This window comes from Pseudomonas oryzihabitans (assembly GCF_006384975.1).
GTDB classification, from domain to species: domain Bacteria; phylum Pseudomonadota; class Gammaproteobacteria; order Pseudomonadales; family Pseudomonadaceae; genus Chryseomonas; species Chryseomonas psychrotolerans_B.
The window spans coordinates 1956000-1974161 of the sequence record NZ_CP021645.1 but is presented as its reverse complement, the minus strand read 5'-3'; the positions used below and the strand labels follow the sequence as shown (position 1 = coordinate 1974161).

The following is an 18162-nucleotide window of genomic DNA, read 5'->3' as shown; positions in this document are numbered from 1 at the left end:
CGCCTGGCGCCGCGGGGGAAGGCAGAGTCTGGGTTTAGCGCTGCTTGAAGCGGTCGATGACCACCGCCAGCAGCAGGATGGTTCCGCGGATGACGTACTGGTAGAAGGTGTCGATGTTCTTCAGGTTCATGGCGTTCTCGATGATCGCCAGGATCAGCACACCGGCGATCACGTGGCGGATCATGCCGATGCCGCCGGCCAGGGAAACCCCGCCCAGCACGCAGGCGGAGATCACCGTGAGTTCGAAGCCCTGGCCGATCATCGGCTGGCCGGAGGTCATGCGCGAGGCCAGCACCACGCCGGCCAGGGCGCCGATCACCCCGTGCATGGCGAAGATGATGATCTTGGTGCGGTCGACGTGGACGCCGGCCAGCAGCGCGGCTTCCTCGTTGCCGCCGATGGCCATGGTGTTGCGGCCGAAGGTGGTGTAGTTGAGCAGCCAGCCAAAGAACAGGATGCACAGCAGGGTGATGACGATGGGCACCGGCAGGCCGAACAGCTGGCCGTTGCCGAACACGAAGAATTGCTCCTGGGAGACACCCACCGCCTTGCCGTCGGAGAAGATGTAGCCCAGGCCGCGCACGATCTGCATGGTCGCCAGCGTGGTGATCAGGGCGTTGATCTTGAGCTTGGCGATTACCAGGCCGTTGATCAGGCCCACCACCAGGCCCATGGCCAGGGCGGCGGCGACGCCGAGGAAGACGCTGTCGAAGTCCCGCATCACCACCGCGGCGACCACCCCTGCACAGGCGATGACCGACCCCACCGAGAGGTCGAAGTGGCCGGACGCCAGGCAGAACAGCATGGTGCAGGCGGCGATGCCCACGGTGGAGATCGCCAGACCCAGACCGCGCATGTTCAGCGGCGAGAGGAAGTTCTGCACGAACAGCGCGCAGAGGGTGAAGATGACGACGGCAGCCAGCATCATGGCCCAGTCGTCGAGGAAGCGGCGGGTGTCGAAACCGCGGCGAGGCGGGGTCAGGCTGTGGGGTTGGGCGGACATGGACTGGACCTCTGTTCTTGTCTTGTTGTCAGGCCGTTCAGGCACGGGTACGGGGCAGGGCGAGCTGCAGCAGGCGCTCGTCGTTGAACTCGGCGCGGGCCACCTCGCCGGTGATGGCGCCTTCGCTCATCACCAGGATGCGATCGGCCACGCCCATGACTTCCATCAGGTCGCTGGACACCACCACCACGGCGATGCCGCGGGCGGCGAGGTCATGGATGATGGCGTAGATCTCCGACTTGGCGCCCACGTCGATGCCGCGGGTGGGTTCGTCGAGCAGCAGTACCTGCATGGGCATCGACAGCCAGCGACCGAGAATGGCCTTCTGCTGGTTGCCGCCGGAAAGATTCTTGATCTTCTGCCCGGCGTGGGGCGTCTTCACGTTGAGGGCGCGGATCTGCTTCTCGGCGTTGGCCTTTTCCCAGCGACCCTGGATCAGGCAACCCAGGCTGGCGTGATGGGCGCGGGCGCTGATGTTGATGTTCTCGGCCACGCTGGCCAGGGGCACGATGCCTTCCTTCTTGCGATCTTCCGGGCAGAGCAGGATGCCGGCGGCGATGGCGTCGCGCGGGGATTTCAGGCTGACCGGGGCGCCCTTGAGGCTCAGGCTGCCGGCCTTGTGCTTCTCCAGCCCCGCTAGCAGGCGCAAGAGCTCGGTACGACCGGCACCGACCAGGCCGAACAGGCCGAGGATCTCGCCCTGGCAGACCTCGAAGCTCACCGGCTGCTGCAGGCCCTGGCCGAGCAGACCTTCGACCTTGAGGCAGCCACCGCCGATCTCGCGCGGGCGGTAGTCGTAAATGTCGGCGAGATCGCGGCCGACCATCAGGGTGATCAGCTGGTCGGGGGTGATGTCGGCCAGGCGCTCGATGGTGCGCACGTGGCGACCGTCCTTGAACACCGTCACCGCGTCGCAGATGCGGAAGACCTCTTCCATGCGGTGGGAGACATAGAGCACCACCCGGCCTTCGTCGCGCAGCCGGGCGATGATGGTCATCAGCCGGTCGGTCTCGCGGGCGGACAGGGAGCTGGTGGGCTCGTCGAAGGCGATGACGCGGGCGCCACGGGACAGCGCCTTGGCGATCTCCACCAGCTGGCGCTGGCCGAGCGAGAGGCGCCCGACCTTGGTATGGGGATCGATCTCTTCGGCCAAGCCCTTGAGCAGCTCCAGCGCCTGGCGGCGCAGGTGGCCGCGGTTGACGATGCCGTAGCGCGCCGGCAGGTGGCCGAGAAAGAGGTTTTCGGCGACGGTCATCTCCGGCACCAGCTGCAATTCCTGCTGGATCACGGCGACGCCGGCGCGGATGGCTTCGGCGGTGCTCTTGAACACCAGTTCCTGGCCATCGACGTTGAGGTGGCCAGTGGTGGGGGCGTGGTAGCCGCTGAGGATCTTCAGCAGGGTCGACTTGCCCGCACCGTTCTCGCCCATGAGGGCATGCACCGAGCCGGGACGCACGTTGAAGGAGATGTCGGCGAGCGCCTTGACGCCGGGAAAGGTCTTGCCGATACCGACGAAGCCGAGGCTGTCGGCGCTACGGGCGGCGGTTTGTTCCAGGGCTGCCATCGTGGCCACTCCTGTCAGACGAAGAAGAAGGGGGGCGGCGCCAAAATCGACGCCGCCGGGGTCATCACTTCCAGAGGCCGATCTTTTCCAGCTCTTGCTGGAAGTTGGCGCGGGTGATGAGGGTGACCTTGTCCATCGCGGTGTACTTGGGCGGTTCCTTACCGGTGGTGACCCACTCGTACATCATGCTGGCGGTCTGGTAGCCCTCTTCGTGGGGGCTGGGCAGCATGGAGCCGAAGAAGCCGCTGTTGGGTTTCTTCAGTTCGCCGATGGCATCGGTGCCGTTGATGCCGATGCCGATCACCTGATCGGCCTTGAAGCCGGCGCTCTCGGTGGCGCGGACGCCGCCCAGCACGGTGTTGTCGTTCATGCCGCCGATGATCAGGTGCTTGGCGCCCGAGGGCAGCTTGACCAGCGCAGAGGTGGTGGAGTCCATGCTGCCGGGCACGTCGAGGGTCTTCTGCGGGGCGAAGATGATGTGGTCGGCGGGCAGGCCGGCCTTCTTCAGGGCTTCCACCGAGCCGTCGGTGCGCTTCTTGCCGGTGTCCAGCTCGTTGTAGGTGTTGATCACCGCGTAGGTGTCATCCCACTTCCAGCCCCGCTTCTCGGCTTCTGCGGCCATGGCGGCGCCCTGTTGCTGGCCCACTTCGAAGGCCGCCATGCCCAGGTAGGGCACGTCTTCCATGAACTTGCCCTTGGCGTCGACGAAGCGGTCGTCCACCGCCATCACCTTGAGGTCGTTCAGCTTGGCCTTGGCGACGATGGCTGGGCCGAGGGAGACGTCGGGCGGGCAGATGACGAAGCCCTTGGCGCCGTTGGCGGCGAGGCTGTCGATGGCGGCGAGGGTCTTCTCGCCGTCGGGTACGGCGATCTTGAGCAGGGTGAAGCCCTTGTCCTTGGCGGCTTTCTCGGCGAAGGCCCACTCGGTCTGGAACCAGGGTTCCTCGGGTTGCTTGACCAGGAAACCGATCTTGACCGGATCGGCGGCGAAGGCGGATAGCGACAGGCTGACGGCACCGGCGGCGAGGGCGGCGCGCAGCAGGGAACGAACTCCCGGGACACGGAACATAGCTGGAACTCCTTGTTTTTATTGGTGTGGCCAGGCAATGCGAGGCGACAGGCACGCGCTCTGGAGAAGGAGCGGTGTCACTGTTCATTGATAGTATGATTGGATGAGGGCGGGCGCAAGAAAAAGGTGACGAAGTTTTTCGTCACCTTTGTCACCGCTGCGTTACAAAGCACCCGGAGGGCTAAGAGGCCGCTGGCCGGCCTCGAACGGGGTAGGATGAATCAACCGGCGAAGCGATGGCAGGGCATGCCGGAAACCGGCGCGGTGGCCATCAATACGGCACCGTCGAGAGCGCCATCGGCCGCGGCGCTGGTGACGAACAGGGTGCGTAGATCCGCGCCGCCGAAGACGCAGCTGGTGGGGCGCTGGACCGGCAGCTCGACGATCTCCAGCAGCTCGCCCTCCGGCGAGAAGCGCAGCAGGCAGTTGCCGTCCCAGCGCGCGTTCCACACGCAGCCTTCGCTGTCGATGGCCGAGCCGTCTGGCGAGCCGCGTTCGTGGGGGCCGGCCCAGACCATGGGTTCGCCGAGATTGCCGGCGGCATCCAGCGGATAGCGATAGAGGGTGTCCTTCAGGGTGTCGGCGCTGATGACATGGTTTTCCGCCGCGCTCCACACCAGGGTATTGGCGATGCCCAGGTTGCTGGCGTGGCGGGTGACGCTGCCGTCCGGATCGATGCGGAACAGGCCGCCCGAATGCCGCTCGATGGGGACGTCGCCGCCCTGGGCGTCGAGGTTGTTCTGCATGGTGCCCAGCCAGAGGCGACCACGGGCGTCGCAACGGGCTTCGTTGCCGCGGTTGCCCGGGTCGGGGTCGGCGACGCAGAAGAGTTCGAGGCGAGGCCGGTCTTCGGGCGAGTCGAGATCCAGGCGGAAGACACCGTCCGGCAGGGTCACCAGGGCATCGCCGCGCACCGTGGGCACGAAGGCCGAGCAGGGGCGATCCAGTTGCCATTCCTGATAATGCTCGCCGTGCAGGCGGCAGGCCTTGAAACCGGCGATGTCCACCCAGTAGAGCGCCTTGGTCTGCTGATCCCAGAAGGGACCTTCGGCCAATTTGAAGCGCTGGGGAAGCAGCGGCTGCCAGTCCATCGTTCACCTCTATTGTTGTGGCGGTGCAGGAAAATCCAGGCATAGGAACCTGGAGAAGCGCGGAGGTTGCGCCGGGCCGGATGTCAGTCGGTGTAGCGCGCCAGAGTCACGGCGGCGCTGTCGATCAGCATCATGCAGGCCCAGACGGCGCGGGCGGCGTCGCGGGAGGCGATGCCGTTGGCCAGATCCTTGTGCAGGGGGAGAGTGCGGCGCAACTCGGCGGGATCGGCCGACGACAGGGTGAAGGAGGCGGCCAGCAGAGCGCCCAGGGCGGGTACCATCTGCTCGATGAACTGGTTGTGGCTGGCGGCCAGGACGCATTCGTGGAAGTGCTGGTCGGCCGCGTTGTAGTCGCCGCCGTCCAACGAAGCTTCCAGGTGCTGATACGCGGTTAAAATGGCCTTGACCTGGTCAGGTGTGGCTCTTTCGCAGGCCCAGCGCACTGCCGCCGGTTCGATGGCATGGCGCAGGTCGAGCAGGTCTTTGACGAAATGAGCGGGTAGACCGCCGGTGGCCAGCCAGCCCACCACCTGGGTATCGAACAAATTCCAGCGGCTGAGTGGCAGGACACGGGTGCCGACCTTGGGGCCGACCTCCAGCATGCCTTTGGCCGCCAGCGTCTTGATCGCCTCGCGCAGGATGGTGCGGCTCACACCCAGTTCCTGGCAGAGATCGGCTTCTACCTTGAGTGCGCTACCAGGAGGAAACTGGCCAGCGGCGAGGCGCTGGCCGAGTTGTTCTACGGTAGAGGCATGGTAGCTGCTGGACATGAGGTCGTACCGCTAGTGGGTGCTTTCCTCAATGATCATATCAAATATCGGCCGCGGACAAGGGTTCGGTTCTGAAGGTTTCTGTCACCAGATCATCGACTCCGGCCAGTTGAGCGATGGCAGCATGGCGAGCACTGAGCGGATCGCGATGCTGGATGGCGGTCAGGATCGCCTTGTGGCGAGATACCAGCAGCGTCAGGCCGCCCCTGTCGAACAGTGCCGCGGAGCGTTCGAGATACTCCCGTACCGGCAGCAGCATGATGCTGTACAGGTGGATCAGCAGCTCGTTGTGGGTGGCATTGGCGATGGATAGATGGAAGGCCATGTCCGGCTCGGCCATGTCGGCGATGTTCTCTGCCTGCTCCATTCGCACATACGCATCTTCGATCGCGGCTACATCTTCGGGTAGGGCATTGGCCGCAGCCATGGCCGCGACCTCCGGCTCGATGATGTTACGCACCTTGACCAGCGTCTCGTAGAAGCCGTGCCGCGAGTCGCTCTGCAGCAGCCAATGCAGCACATCGGGATCGAATAGGTGCCACTCATGGCGCGGCTTCACTACGGTGCCGACCTTGGGCTTGGAGCGGACCAGTCCCTTGGCGACCAGCACCCGGGTTGCCTCTCGCAGCACTGGACGACTGACATCGTAGTCTTCGCACAATTGAGCCTCGGGCGGCAGACGCTGCTCGGGTCGAAAATGACCGGAAACGATCTGGGTTCCGAGTTCATTGACGATACGGGCGTGTCGGCTTTTTCGCGGCAACGGGGTCTTGTAATTCATCGAAAGGCATCCGATTCGTCATGCCATCATTGTACCACTGTCAGCGCAATAACCGTTGTGGGAGACGGCCCGACGGCTCTGGAATGGGGATTAGCGGAAGACAAGATGTAGGATTTCCTACTTCGTATCTTTATTTTTATATTATCAAATTATAAGAAATAGCCGACAAACGGCTTTTTTTGAACAATTGTCGCCTCAATCATACTATGTTAGGTTTTTAGGGGCTCGCGCTCAAATGACACAAAAACAACAAGTCGGAGAACGCCATGAACCCCGAGTCCGCCCTCATCCGCCGGATCACTTTCAAGCTCGTCCCCTTCCTCGTACTGCTCTATCTCGTGGCCTACATCGATCGCTCCGCGGTGGGTTTCGCCAAGCTGCACATGGGCGCCGACGTCGGCATCGGTGATGCCGCCTACGGCCTGGGGGCCGGGCTGTTCTTCGTGGGCTACTTCCTGTTCGAGGTACCCAGTAACCTGCTGCTGGACCGCTTCGGCGCCCGTCGCTGGTTCGCCCGCATCCTGGTGACCTGGGGTGCCATCACCATGGGCATGGCCTTCGTCCAGGGGCCACACAGCTTCTATGTCATGCGCTTCCTGCTGGGGGTGGCCGAGGCCGGCTTCTTCCCTGGGGTGCTCTATTACCTCACCCAGTGGTTCCCGGTCCGCCATCGCGGCAAGATCATGGGCCTGTTCATCCTCTCCCAGCCCATCGCCATGCTGGTGACGGGGCCGCTGTCGGGCATGCTGCTGCAACTGGATGGCGCGCTCGGGCTGCACGGCTGGCAGTGGCTGTTCCTCTGCATCGGCGCGCCGGCGGTGCTGCTCGCCTGGCCGACCCTGACCCGACTGCCGGACGGTCCGCATCAGGTCGCCTGGCTCGATGCGGAGGAGAAGCGCTGGTTGGCGGCCGAGCTGGAAAAGGACCTGCACCTCTTCGACCAGACCCGCCATGGCAATCCGCTGCACGCGCTCAAGGATCGCCGGGTGCTGCTCTTGGCCCTTTACTATCTGCCGGTGACCCTGAGCATCTATGGCCTGGGGCTGTGGCTGCCGACGTTGATCCACCAATTCGGCGGCAGCGATCTCACCACCGGTTTCGTCTCGGCCATTCCCTATGCCTTCGGTATCCTCGGCCTGCTGATCGTGCCGCGCAGTTCGGATCGGCTGGGTGATCGCTACGGGCACCTGGCGGTGCTCTATGCGGTGGGCGCCCTGGCCATGGCCGGTAGCGCCTGGTTCGGCACCGCCGTGCTGCAACTGGCGGCGCTGTCGGTCGTGGCCTTCTGCCTGTTTTCCCTCACCGCGCTGTTCTGGACCCTGCCCGGACGCTTCTTCGCCGGAGCCAGCGCTGCCGCCGGCATCGCCCTGATCAACTCGGTCGGCAACCTCGGCGGCTATCTGGGCCCCTATGGCATCGGCGCGCTCAAGGCGGCGACCGGTACCCTGGCTTCCGGACTCTATCTGCTGGCGGGGGTGCTGGTGTTCGGTCTGCTGCTGACCGGGGTGGTCTACACCGGCCTCGAACGCAAGAGCCGCCGCGAGGAGGGTTATGCCGCGGAGCGCTCCGCCGGCTGACGTCCCGGACAGGTCTCGGCGGCGAACCAGGCGGCGCCGAGACAGACCAGGTTGGCAACCAGCAGGTAGGCGGCCGGCGCCATGCGATCCCCGGTGGCGCCGAGCAGCCAGGTCACCACGATCTGGGCGGTGCCGCCGAAGGCTGCCACCCCCACCGCATAGACCAGCGAGAAGCCGGTGGCCCGCACCCGCTGCGGAAAGCTCTCCACCAGCAAGACGATCAGCGCGGCGCCGCTCATGCCGTGCAGGCCGGAGAGCACTGCCAGGGTCAGCAGGAAGGTGCCTGGTCCGGGGGCCTGGATGATCAGTTCCAGCGCCGGATAGAGCAGCACCAGCAACAGTAGCCGCGGCAGGATCAGGATGATGCGCCGGCCATAGCGATCGCTGAGGATGCCGCCGAGGATCGAGCAGACCGCCATGGCCGCGCCCATCACCAGGGTGGCGAGCATGGCGATGCTGGCGGGTAGCTTGAGTTCCACCAGGGCGAAGGTGGTCATGTAGTTGAGGAAATACTGGGTGATGGTGCTGCCGGAGAGGATCAAGAGTCCCAGCAGCAGCGGTCGGCGCTGGGTGGTCGTGACCTCGCGCAACACCGCCCCGGTTCCGCGGGTTTCGCCAACGTGGGTATCTACCAAGCCGCGCCTTATATAGAGGCCGATGGGTAGGATCGCCAGACCGAGCAGGAAGGGCATTCGCCAGCCCCAGGCCAGCAGTTGTTCGGGAGTGAGCCAGAGCGTCAGACCATAGCCGATCAGCCCGGCTGCCACTGCCGCCAGGCCCTGGGCCACCACCTGCCAACAGGCGTAGGTGCCGCGCTTGTGCAGCGGCGCTGCTTCGAGGATGTAGGTGGTGGCGGGACCGGCTTCGCCGCCCCAGGCCAAGCCCTGCAGCAAGCGCGTCACCACCAGCAGGATGGGCGCGGCGATGCCGATCTGTTCGTAGCCGGGCAGCACGGCGATACCACCGGTGCCCAGGGCCATCAGCACCATGGTCAGCAGCATCGCGGGCTTGCGACCGACACGGTCGGCCCAGGCGCCGATGAAGATGGCGCCCAGCGGCCGGACGACGAAGCCGACGCCGAAGGTGATGACGCTGGCCATCAGGCTGGCGAAGGCGTTTTCCGAGGGAAAGAACACCTGGCCGATGAGTACGGCGAAGGTGGCGTAGACGCCGAAGTCGAAGAATTCCACGGCGTTGCCGAGGACCACGGCGAAGACGCCCTTGCGGGACTGGGTAGGGCTGGCAGCGTTCATGGGCGGGTTTTCAGGCAGGCAGAACGCGCGCCCTGGGTCGGGCGCGCAGGAGACGTCGACTCAGTGGGCGAGGTGCAGGCCGCACTCGCGGTTTTCGTCGCCCTTGGTGGGATCGAAGTAGTCGAATTCGTTGGGCAGGTCGTGGGCGGTCAGGTACTGGTAGAGGTCCTTGGAGGTCCAGTGCAGTAGCGGCGCGACCTTGATCAGGCCGTCCGGATTGACGCTGACCGGGTCCATCTGGGCGCGCACCGCGGTGTCGGTGGCGCGCAGGGCGGTGAACCAGACTTCCGGGGCGGTCTCGCGCAAGGCACGGGCGAAGGGTTCGAGCTTGACCTCTTCGGTGAAGGCGGCGTGGCGCGGATCGTCCAGCCCCGGCACCGGGCCGTCGATGGCCTCGCGGTGGGCGCGGGAGCGCTTGGGTAGGTAGGTCACCAGGTTGAGATTCAGCTTGCGCACGATCTCGTCGGCGCAGCGGTAGGTGGCGGGGGTGTTGTAGCCACTGTCCATCCAGACCACCGGGATGTCCGGCTTGACCTGGCTGACCAGGTGCAGGATCACCGCCTCGAAGGGGCGGAAGTTGGTGGTGACGATGGCGCTTTTACCCAGCCCCAGGGCCCAGGCGACGAGCTTTTCGGGGTCGCGGCCGAGGTCGGCGTTGATGCGGGCGAGATCGAGAGACATGGTGGGCTCCAGCCAGGCGAAGGTTGCGCCCATGGTAGCAAAGCCGGATCAGCTATGGGCTTCCAGCGTTTCCAGCAAGACCCGCACCTTGGCCAGAGACTCGGCGTACTCGTCGGCCCAGTGGGAATCCATGACGATGCCGCCGCCGCCCCAGCAACTGAGTACGCCATCTTCGGCCAGCAGGCTGCGGATGAGGATGGAGCTGTCGCTCTCGCCACGCACGTCCAGGTAGAGCAGCGAGCCGCAGTAGGGGCCGCGGCGGGTCTCTTCCAGTTCGTCGATGATCTGCATGGCGCGGATCTTCGGCGCGCCGGTGATGGAGCCGCCGGGAAAGCTGCCGGCCAAAAGATCAAGGGCGTCCAGGCCCGCGGCCAGTTCACCGGTCACGGCGCTGACCAGATGGTGGACGTTGGGATAGCTCTCCAGGGCGAACAGCTCGGGCACCCGTACCGAGCCGATGCGGCAACTGCGGCCCAGGTCGTTGCGCAGCAGATCGACGATCATCAGATTCTCGGCGCGATCCTTGGGGCTGGCGAGCAGCGCTGTGGCTTCGGCGGCATCGGCGCTGGGATCGGCACGCCGTGGCCGGGTGCCCTTGATCGGCCGGGTTTCCACCTGGCCGCGGCTCACCCGCAGGAAGCGCTCGGGCGAATGGCTGAGCAGGGCGCCCCGGTCCAGCGCCAGGTAGCCGGAAAAGGGCGTCGGACAGGCCGCGCGCAGGGCGAGGTAGGCGGTCCAGGGCGAACCCTCGAAGGGCGCGCGGAAGCGCTGGGCGAAGTTGACCTGGTAGCAATCGCCCGCGGCGATATAGGCCTGGATGGCCTCGATGCGCTGGCGATAGGTATCGCGGTCGATGTCGGCGGCGAAGGGCGCGGTGAGGCTGAAGTCAGAGGTCTCGGGCGTTGCCTCGGCTTCGAACAGGGCGATCAGTCGTTTTCGTTCCGCTGCGTCCAGTGCCGGATGGCAGACCAGCTGGCTGGTCCGTGCCTGGTGATCGGTGATCAGCGCCCAGGCATAGAGCCCCAGGCGGGCATCGGGCAGTTGCAGATCGGCGCGGGCACCCTCCGGCAGCCGTTCCAGGCGCCGGCCGAAGTCATAGCCGAGATAGCCCAGCAGGCCACCGGCGAAGGGTAGCTCCACCTCGTCCGGCAATTCCGCCCGGCCCAGTTTGACCAAGGCGGCACGCGCACGGGCGAAGAAGGCGCGGCCATCTTCGCCGGCTGCCGGTTGCAGCACCGCCAGCGGCCAGGCCGCCATGAGGTCGTAACGACCGCGCTCGGCTACTGGCCGCCCCGAATCCAGCAGCACCGCGCCAGGCTCGCCGTGCAGCAGGGCGAAACGCGCCGTGGGCTCGGCGTGGTAGGGCAGCGGATGCAGGTGGCAGAGGGGCATGGCGAGGTCGGCTGGAGGCTGGACGGCGCGCTAGTGTAGCGAACCGTCGTGAGGGCAGGGGAGATACAGACTGTCACAGCTGGATTGTCGACAAAGATTGACTGATAAGGTGTTAAGGCGTAGTTATTAAGTCCATAAACACAAAAGGTGTCGACAATGATCGATAGCCCTCTCTTAGGTGACGCGCCCGAGACCGACAGCGGGACCCTCTCCGAGCAGGTCTTCCGGCGTATTCGCGAGGCCATCGTCCGCGGCGACGTGGCGCCGGGCAGCAAGATTTCCGAACCGGAGCTGGCCCGTACCTATGGCATCAGTCGCGGTCCGCTGCGCGAAGCCATCCATCGCCTGGAGGGCCAACGGCTGGTGGTGCGGGTGCCCCATGCCGGCGCCCGGGTCGCCGCCCTGAGCCTGGCCGAGCTGGTCGAACTCTACGAGATCCGCGAATCCCTCGAAGGCATGGCCTGCCGCCTGGCGGCCGAGCGCCTCACCCCCCAGGGCATCGACGAATTGCGCCAACTGCTGGATACCCACGAGCGCGACCCGGCGTTCCAGGCCGGTACCGGCTACTACCTGCAAGAAGGCGACCACGACTTCCACTACCGCATCATCCAGGCCAGCGGCAACGGCATGCTGGTGCGGCTGCTGTGCGGCGAGCTCTATCACCTGGTGCGCATGTACCGACTCAAGGTCTCCGCCACCCCCAATCGGCCGCGCCAGGCCTTCGCCGAGCACCATCGCATCCTCGATGCCCTGGCCGAGGGCGATGGCGAGCTGGCCGAGCTGCTGATGCGCCGCCACATCGCCGCTTCCAAGCGCAATCTGCAGCACCATCCCCTAGTCCAAGCTCAGTCGAGGTAACGCCATGCCTGCCGTCAGTCCCGGCCAGAAATTCCGCGCCGCCGTCGCCGCCGAACGCCCGCTGCAGGTGGTCGGCACCCTCAACGCCAACCATGCGCTGCTGGCCAAGCGCGCCGGCTTCCACGCCATCTATCTGTCCGGCGGCGGGGTCGCGGCTGGTTCCCTGGGGCTGCCGGACCTGGGCATCAGCGGACTGGAAGACGTACTGATCGACGTGCGCCGGATCACCGATGTCTGCGACCTGCCGCTGCTGGTGGACGTTGACACCGGCTTCGGCGCCTCGGCCTTCAACGTGGCCCGCACCGTCCGGTCGCTGATCAAGGCCGGCGCGGCGGCCATGCATATCGAGGATCAGGTGGGCGCCAAGCGCTGTGGCCACCGGCCGGGCAAGGAGATCGTCAGCCAGCAGGAGATGGTCGATCGCATCAAGGCGGCGGTGGATGCCCGTACCGATCCCGACTTCGTGATCATGGCCCGCACCGACGCCCTGGCGGTGGAGGGGCTGCAGGCCGCCATCGACCGCGCCTGCGCCTGCGTCGAGGCCGGCGCCGACATGATCTTTCCCGAGGCCATGACCGAGCTGCCCATGTACCGCCAGTTCGCCCAGGCGGTGGGGGTGCCGATCCTGGCCAACATCACCGAATTCGGCGCCACGCCGCTGTTCACCACCGAGGAGCTGGCCGGGGCCGAAGTCAGCCTGGTGCTTTACCCGCTGTCAGCCTTCCGCGCCGCCAACCGCGCCGCCGAGAACGTCTATACGGCGATCCGCCGCGATGGCAGCCAGCAGGCGGTGGTCGACACCATGCAGACCCGCGCCGAGCTCTATGACCGCATCGATTACCACAGATACGAAGATCAGCTGGACAGGCTATTCCAGCAACACAAGCACTAAGGCTCCACCCTGAACGCCCGCTTTTTCGCATAACAACTCCAAGAGGAGCGAGACGATGGCAGACAGCAAAACCCTCGGCGGCGCCGGCCTGCGTGGCCAAGTCGCCGGCCGCACCGCGCTATGCACCGTCGGCAAGACCGGCGCCGGCCTCACCTACCGGGGCTACGACATCCGCGAACTGGCCGCCGGGGCCGACTTCGAGGAAGTGGCCCACCTGTTGCTCTATGGCGAGCTGCCGACCCAGGCGCAACTGGACGCCTACCGCCAGCGCCTGGCCGCGCTGCGCGACCTGCCGCAACCACTCAAGGAGGGCCTGGAGCGCATTCCCGCCAGTGCCCACCCCATGGACGTGATGCGCACCGGCGCCTCGTTGCTGGGTACCCTGGAGCCGGAGCGCAGCTTCGCCGACCAGCAACTGGTGGCTGACCGCCTGCTCGGCGCCTTCCCGGCGATCCTGCTGTATTGGCATCACTTCAGCCAGAGTGGCACCCGCATCGACTGCAGCAGTAATGCGCCGGACATTGCCAGTCACTTCCTCACTCTGCTGCACGGCAAGGCGCCCAGCGAGCTGCATGCCCGGGTGATGAACGTCTCGCTGATCCTCTATGCCGAGCACGAATTCAACGCCTCCACCTTTACCGCCCGGGTCTGCGCCTCGACGCTGTCGGATCTCTATTCCTGCGTCACCGGCGCCATCGGCTCCCTGCGCGGGCCGCTGCACGGCGGCGCCAACGAGGCGGCCATGGCGCTGATCGAGCGCTTCGCTTCGCCCGAGGAGGCGGTCACCGGGCTCAAGCAGCTGCTCGAACGCAAGGAAAAGGTGATGGGCTTCGGCCACGCCATCTACCGCGACAGCGATCCGCGCAACGAGGTGATCAAGGACTATGCCCGACAACTGGCGGCGGAGGTGGGCGACCGCGTGCTGTTCCCGGTCTCGGAAGCCATCGACCGCACCATGAAGGAAGAGAAGGGGCTATTCCCCAACGCCGACTTCTATCACGCCTCGGCCTATCACTTCCTCGGCATTCCGACGCCGCTGTTCACCCCGATCTTCGTCTGCTCGCGGACGGCCGGCTGGTGCGCCCATGTCTTCGAGCAGCGCGCCGACAACCGCATCATCCGCCCCAGCGCGGATTACATCGGCGTCGAGCAGCGTCCGTTCACGCCCATCGCCAATCGTTAAGCGTTTGATCGCGGCCATGGGCCGCTCCTACGGGAGCGCCCGCGGCCGCCAACTCCGTAGGAGCGGCCCATGGCCGCGATAAGGAACCAAAACCCATGAGCGCCAACGTCGATCTCAACAACCGACCCGATTACGACCAGGTCATCCAGGACCTGGCCGATTACGTGCTGACCTACCAGGTCACCTCCCGCGAGGCCCTGGACACCGCCCGCAACTGTCTGATGGACACCCTCGGCTGCGGCCTACTGGCCCTGCGCTTCCCCGAGTGCACCAAGCTGCTCGGTCCCCAAGTCGAAGGCACCGTGGTGCCCCAGGGCGCGCGGGTGCCGGGCACCAGCTATCGCCTGGACCCGGTCAAGGCGGCCTGGGACATCGGCTGCATCATTCGCTGGCTGGACTACAACGACACCTGGCTGGCCGCCGAGTGGGGCCACCCCTCCGACAACCTCGGCGCCATCCTGGCGGTGGCCGACCACCTCTCCCAGCGCCGCGTGGCCCAGGGCGAAGCGCCCCTGACCATGCGCCAGGTGCTGGAGGCCATGGTCATGGCCCACGAGATCCAGGGGGTGTTCGCCCTGGAGAACTCCTTCAACCGCGTCGGCCTGGACCATGTCTTCCTGGTCAAGCTGGCCTCAACCGCGGTCAGCGCCAAGCTGATGGGTGCCAATCGCGAACAGCTGCTGGCGGCCCTGTCCCATGCCTTCGTTGACGGCCAGGCGCTGCGCACCTATCGCCATGCGCCCAATGCCGGCAGCCGCAAGTCCTGGGCCGCAGGTGACGCCTCCAGCCGCGGCGTGCGCCTGGCCGACATCGCCCTGCGTGGCGAGATGGGCATCCCCGGCGTGCTCAGCGCGCCCCAGTGGGGCTTCTATGACGTGCTGTTCAGCCACACCAACAAGGACCTGGCCACCAAGCCAGCCGACCAGCGCCAGTTCCGCTTCCCCCAGGGCTTCGGCAGCTACGTGATGGAAAACGTGCTGTTCAAGATCAGCTTCCCCGCGGAATTCCATGCCCAGACCGCCGCCGAGGCCGCGGTGCTCCTGCATCCCCAGGTGCGCGACCGGGTGGATGAGATCGAGAAGATCGTGGTGACCACCCACGAATCGGCCATCCGCATCATCTCCAAGCAGGGCCCCATGGCCAATGCCGCCGACCGCGACCACTGCCTGCAATACATGATCGCCGTGCCGCTGCTGTTCGGTGACCTGGTCGCCGAGCACTACGAGGACGCCTTCCACCAGGCGCATCCGCGTATCGATCAGCTGCGCGAGAAGATGGAGATCGTCGAGGACGAGCGCTACAGCCGCGAGTACCTGGAAGCCGACAAGAGATCCATCGCCAACGCCCTGCAGGTGTTCTTCACCGACGGCAGCAGTACCGAGAAGATCGCCGTGGAATATCCCATCGGCCATCGCCGGCGTCGCGAAGAGGGCATTCCGCTCTTGGAGCGCAAGTTCCAGAACAACCTGGCCACGCGCTTCCCAGCCGGTCGCTGCGCCCAGATCTTCGACCTGTGCAAGGACCAGGCAGACCTGGAAGCCACCCCGGTGCATCGCTTCGTGGATCTGTTCGTGTTGTAAATAGAAGAGGCGACTCGCTCGATCCCGCAGGGCCATGCAGGATCAGGCGAGTCGCCTCAGAGGTGGGGCAGGGCGTAGCGGGTGTTCAACTACCCGCCGCGCCCTTTTTCATTTCAGTAGTAGCGATCCACATAGGCCGGCTGCTGCTGCCGTCCGGCCAGGCGCCAGTGTTCCTGCAGGGCGGCGTGGACGCTTCGGATGAAGTGTTCATCCGCCGCCGCCGACTTGCCAACGTAGCCGCCGCCCTTGTTGTAGGTCTTGAAGCGGATGCGCAGGCTGGGATGACGCTGTTCGAACTGTTCGGGCGTCTCGCCGCCGGGCAGGCGGTCGACGTGCACCGCGCCGCTCTCGCAGACCCAGAGGATGTGGTTGTGGTTCTTGTCCTTGAGCCGGGCGAACAGTTGCTTGAGGTCGTCCAGGCTGGGGTTGTCGTTCAGGTTCATGAGCGTGTCCTCCACAGTGGCCGTGATCAATGGAACTGGTTCATGGTGTTGTCCTTGCCCGCCGCCTTGAGCGCGGCTTCCCCGGCAAAGTATTCCTTGTGGTCGTCGCCCATGTCCGAGCCGGCCATGTTCTGGTGCTTGACGCAGGCGATGCCCTGGCGGATCTCCTGGCGCTGCACGCCCTTGACGTAGGCCAGCATGCCTTCCTCGGCGAAGTAGCCCTTGGCCAGGTTGTCGGTGGACAGGGCCGCGGTGTGGTAGGTGGGCAGGGTGATCAGGTGATGGAAGATCCCTGCCTCCCGCGCCGCGTCACGCTGGAAGCTCTGGATGCGGGCATCAGCCAGGCGACCCAGTTCGGTGTCGTCGTAGTCCACGCTCATCAGCTTGGCGCGGTCATAGGCGGAGACGTCCTTGCCCTCGGCCTGCAGGGCGTCGAACACCTGCTGGCGGAAGCTCAGCGTCCAGTTGAACGACGGGCTGTTGTTGTAGACCAGCTTGGCGTTGGGCACGACCTCGCGGATGCGGTCGACCATGGCCTTGATCTGGCCGACGTGGGGCTTCTCGGTCTCAATCCACAGCAGGTCGGCGCCGTTCTGCAGCGAGGTGATGCAGTCCAGCACCACGCGATCCACGCCGCTGCCGGCACGGAACTGGAACAGGCCGCTGGCCAGGCGCTTGGGCCGGAGCAGCTTGCCGCCGCGGCTGATCAAGACGTCGCCGTTGCCCAGCTGGCTGGCGTCCACCTCGTCGCAGTCGAGGAAGCTGTTGTACTGGTCGCCCAGGTCGCCCGGCTGCTTGCTCACGGCGATCTGCTTGGTCAGGCCGGCGCCCAGGGAGTCGGTGCGGGCGACGATGACGCCCTCGTCCACGCCCAGTTCGAGGAAGGCGTAGCGCACGGCGTTGATCTTGGCCAGGAAGTCCTCGTGGGGCACCGTGACCTTGCCGTCCTGGTGGCCGCACTGCTTCTCGTCGGAGACCTGATTTTCCAGCTGGATGCAGCAGGCCCCGGCCTCGATCATCTTCTTGGCCAAGAGGTAGGTGGCCTCGGCGTTGCCGAACCCGGCGTCGATGTCGGCGATGATCGGCACCACATGGGTTTCATGGTTGTCGATCTTGGCCTGGATAGCGGCGGCCTTGGCGTTCTCGTCGGCGGCGCGGGCGGCGTCCAGCTCGCGGAACAGCATGCCCAGCTCGCGGGCGTCGGCCTGGCGCAGGAAGGTGTAGAGCTCTTCGATCAGTGCCGGCACGCTGGTCTTCTCGTGCATGGACTGATCCGGCAGCGGGCCGAATTCCGAGCGCAGCGCGGCGATCATCCAGCCGGACAGATAGAGGTAGCGGCCTTTCGTGCTGCCCAGGTGCTTCTTGATGGCGATCAGCTTCTGCTGCCCGATGAAGCCGTGCCAGCAGCCCAGCGACTGGGTGTAGGCGCTGCTGTCGGCGTCGTAGGCGGCCATGTCCCGGCGCATGATGGCCGCGCAATGGCGGGCGATGTCGAGACCGGTCTTGAAGCGATTCTGCAAGCGCATCCGTGCGGCGTATTCCGGATTGATGGCGCTCCAGTGGTTGCCGGCGGTGGTCTTGAGGGCGGCGATGGCCTGAACGTCGTTCTCGTAAGCGGACATGAGTCGATCCTTCCTGATTAGGGTTGCTTGGGTACCAGTCTTTTCCCAACGTCCGGCAGCGGGATGGCGGTTGCCACCCGGATACCGGTCGCGAAGGCGAAAGGTCAGCCCAGCTGTCGAGTCATGTCGCCGTACGTACCTGCATGGATCCGGACGTTACCTCTGGCGACGCTGCCTCGAGCAGCGTGGCGTTCCAGTCGTCTTCTCTTGTAGTGCCTCTTGAGCATCACTACGCAAGACGGCCCGAGGGTCACCCGGAGCCCAGGCGCGACCCGCTTGGATAAGGGTTCGCGTCCGGTGCAACTAGAGATTTGCAGGAGATCGAGGCGTAGTCAATCGTGTTTTGTAGTGCTTTTGTATAGTCACTACAAAAGTCGTAGAGCAGCTGTGGAGTGGGTTTCAG

The 18162-nt window shown here is 65.6% G+C and carries 16 protein-coding genes; 5 read left to right on the top strand and 11 right to left on the bottom strand.

Features of this window, described 5'->3' with window-relative positions:
- Nucleotides 1-34 precede the first annotated feature (34 nt).
- From araH to CCZ28_RS08675, 6 genes are all read right to left on the bottom strand, one after another.
- Entirely contained in the window at nt 35-1003 is a 969-nt protein-coding gene (gene araH, locus CCZ28_RS08700) for an L-arabinose ABC transporter permease AraH (RefSeq protein ID WP_140217471.1), read from the bottom strand.
- Between the two features lie 37 nt (nt 1004-1040).
- Complete coding sequence (gene araG, locus CCZ28_RS08695; protein WP_140217470.1) at nt 1041-2567, bottom strand: L-arabinose ABC transporter ATP-binding protein AraG; 1527 nt, start codon at nt 2565-2567, stop codon at nt 1041-1043.
- 64 nt (nt 2568-2631) lie between these two features.
- Entirely contained in the window at nt 2632-3636 is a 1005-nt protein-coding gene (locus CCZ28_RS08690; RefSeq protein ID WP_140217469.1) for a substrate-binding domain-containing protein, read from the bottom strand.
- 221 nt (nt 3637-3857) lie between these two features.
- Nucleotides 3858-4727, bottom strand: a complete 870-nt coding sequence (locus tag CCZ28_RS08685) for an SMP-30/gluconolactonase/LRE family protein (RefSeq protein WP_140217468.1) — start codon at nt 4725-4727, stop codon at nt 3858-3860.
- A gap of 83 nt (nt 4728-4810) precedes the next feature.
- A complete protein-coding gene (locus CCZ28_RS08680; RefSeq protein ID WP_140217467.1) occupies nt 4811-5497 on the bottom strand; it encodes a FadR/GntR family transcriptional regulator in 687 nt (228 codons plus the stop codon).
- 40 nt (nt 5498-5537) lie between these two features.
- Nucleotides 5538-6278, bottom strand: a complete 741-nt coding sequence (locus tag CCZ28_RS08675) for a FadR/GntR family transcriptional regulator (RefSeq protein ID WP_140217466.1) — start codon at nt 6276-6278, stop codon at nt 5538-5540.
- Nucleotides 6279-6544: 266 nt separating this feature from the next.
- Between CCZ28_RS08675 and CCZ28_RS08670 the strand changes: the two genes are divergently transcribed.
- Nucleotides 6545-7855, top strand: a complete 1311-nt coding sequence (locus tag CCZ28_RS08670) for an MFS transporter (RefSeq protein WP_140217465.1) — start codon at nt 6545-6547, stop codon at nt 7853-7855.
- Here CCZ28_RS08670 and CCZ28_RS08665 read toward each other — a convergent pair.
- From CCZ28_RS08665 to pabB, 3 genes are read right to left on the bottom strand one after another with little or no spacing between them, the layout of a single operon-like run.
- Complete coding sequence (locus CCZ28_RS08665) at nt 7828-9108, bottom strand: MFS transporter (protein WP_140217464.1); 1281 nt, start codon at nt 9106-9108, stop codon at nt 7828-7830. The genes CCZ28_RS08670 and CCZ28_RS08665 overlap by 28 nt on opposite strands.
- A gap of 60 nt (nt 9109-9168) precedes the next feature.
- Complete coding sequence (locus CCZ28_RS08660) at nt 9169-9789, bottom strand: phosphoadenosine phosphosulfate reductase domain-containing protein (protein WP_017641933.1); 621 nt, start codon at nt 9787-9789, stop codon at nt 9169-9171.
- 48 nt (nt 9790-9837) lie between these two features.
- Entirely contained in the window at nt 9838-11181 is a 1344-nt protein-coding gene (gene pabB / locus CCZ28_RS08655; protein WP_140217463.1) for an aminodeoxychorismate synthase component I, read from the bottom strand.
- 156 nt (nt 11182-11337) lie between these two features.
- Here pabB and CCZ28_RS08650 point away from each other — a divergent pair, with 156 nt between their 5' ends.
- The 4 genes from CCZ28_RS08650 (at nt 11338) to prpD (ending at nt 15694) form a co-directional block, all read left to right on the top strand.
- The gene (locus CCZ28_RS08650; RefSeq protein WP_140217462.1) at nt 11338-12039 is read left to right on the top strand and encodes a GntR family transcriptional regulator; all 702 of its coding nucleotides are present in this window, start codon (nt 11338-11340) and stop codon (nt 12037-12039) included.
- A 4-nt stretch (nt 12040-12043) separates the two neighbouring features.
- Entirely contained in the window at nt 12044-12931 is an 888-nt protein-coding gene (prpB, locus tag CCZ28_RS08645; RefSeq protein ID WP_140217461.1) for a methylisocitrate lyase, read from the top strand.
- Nucleotides 12932-12986: 55 nt separating this feature from the next.
- Complete coding sequence (gene prpC, locus CCZ28_RS08640; RefSeq protein WP_140217460.1) at nt 12987-14114, top strand: bifunctional 2-methylcitrate synthase/citrate synthase; 1128 nt, start codon at nt 12987-12989, stop codon at nt 14112-14114.
- A 95-nt stretch (nt 14115-14209) separates the two neighbouring features.
- A complete protein-coding gene (gene prpD / locus CCZ28_RS08635) occupies nt 14210-15694 on the top strand; it encodes a 2-methylcitrate dehydratase (RefSeq protein ID WP_140217459.1) in 1485 nt (494 codons plus the stop codon).
- Between the two features lie 113 nt (nt 15695-15807).
- On the opposite strand, the gene CCZ28_RS08630 is transcribed toward prpD, so the two are convergent.
- Together CCZ28_RS08630 and CCZ28_RS08625 are read right to left on the bottom strand one after the other, a co-directional pair.
- A complete protein-coding gene (locus CCZ28_RS08630) occupies nt 15808-16137 on the bottom strand; it encodes a hypothetical protein (protein ID WP_140217458.1) in 330 nt (109 codons plus the stop codon).
- Between the two features lie 26 nt (nt 16138-16163).
- Nucleotides 16164-17759, bottom strand: coding sequence for an isocitrate lyase (locus CCZ28_RS08625; RefSeq protein ID WP_140217457.1), 1596 nt, complete (start codon nt 17757-17759; stop codon nt 16164-16166).
- Between the last annotated feature and the right edge of the window lie 403 nt (nt 17760-18162).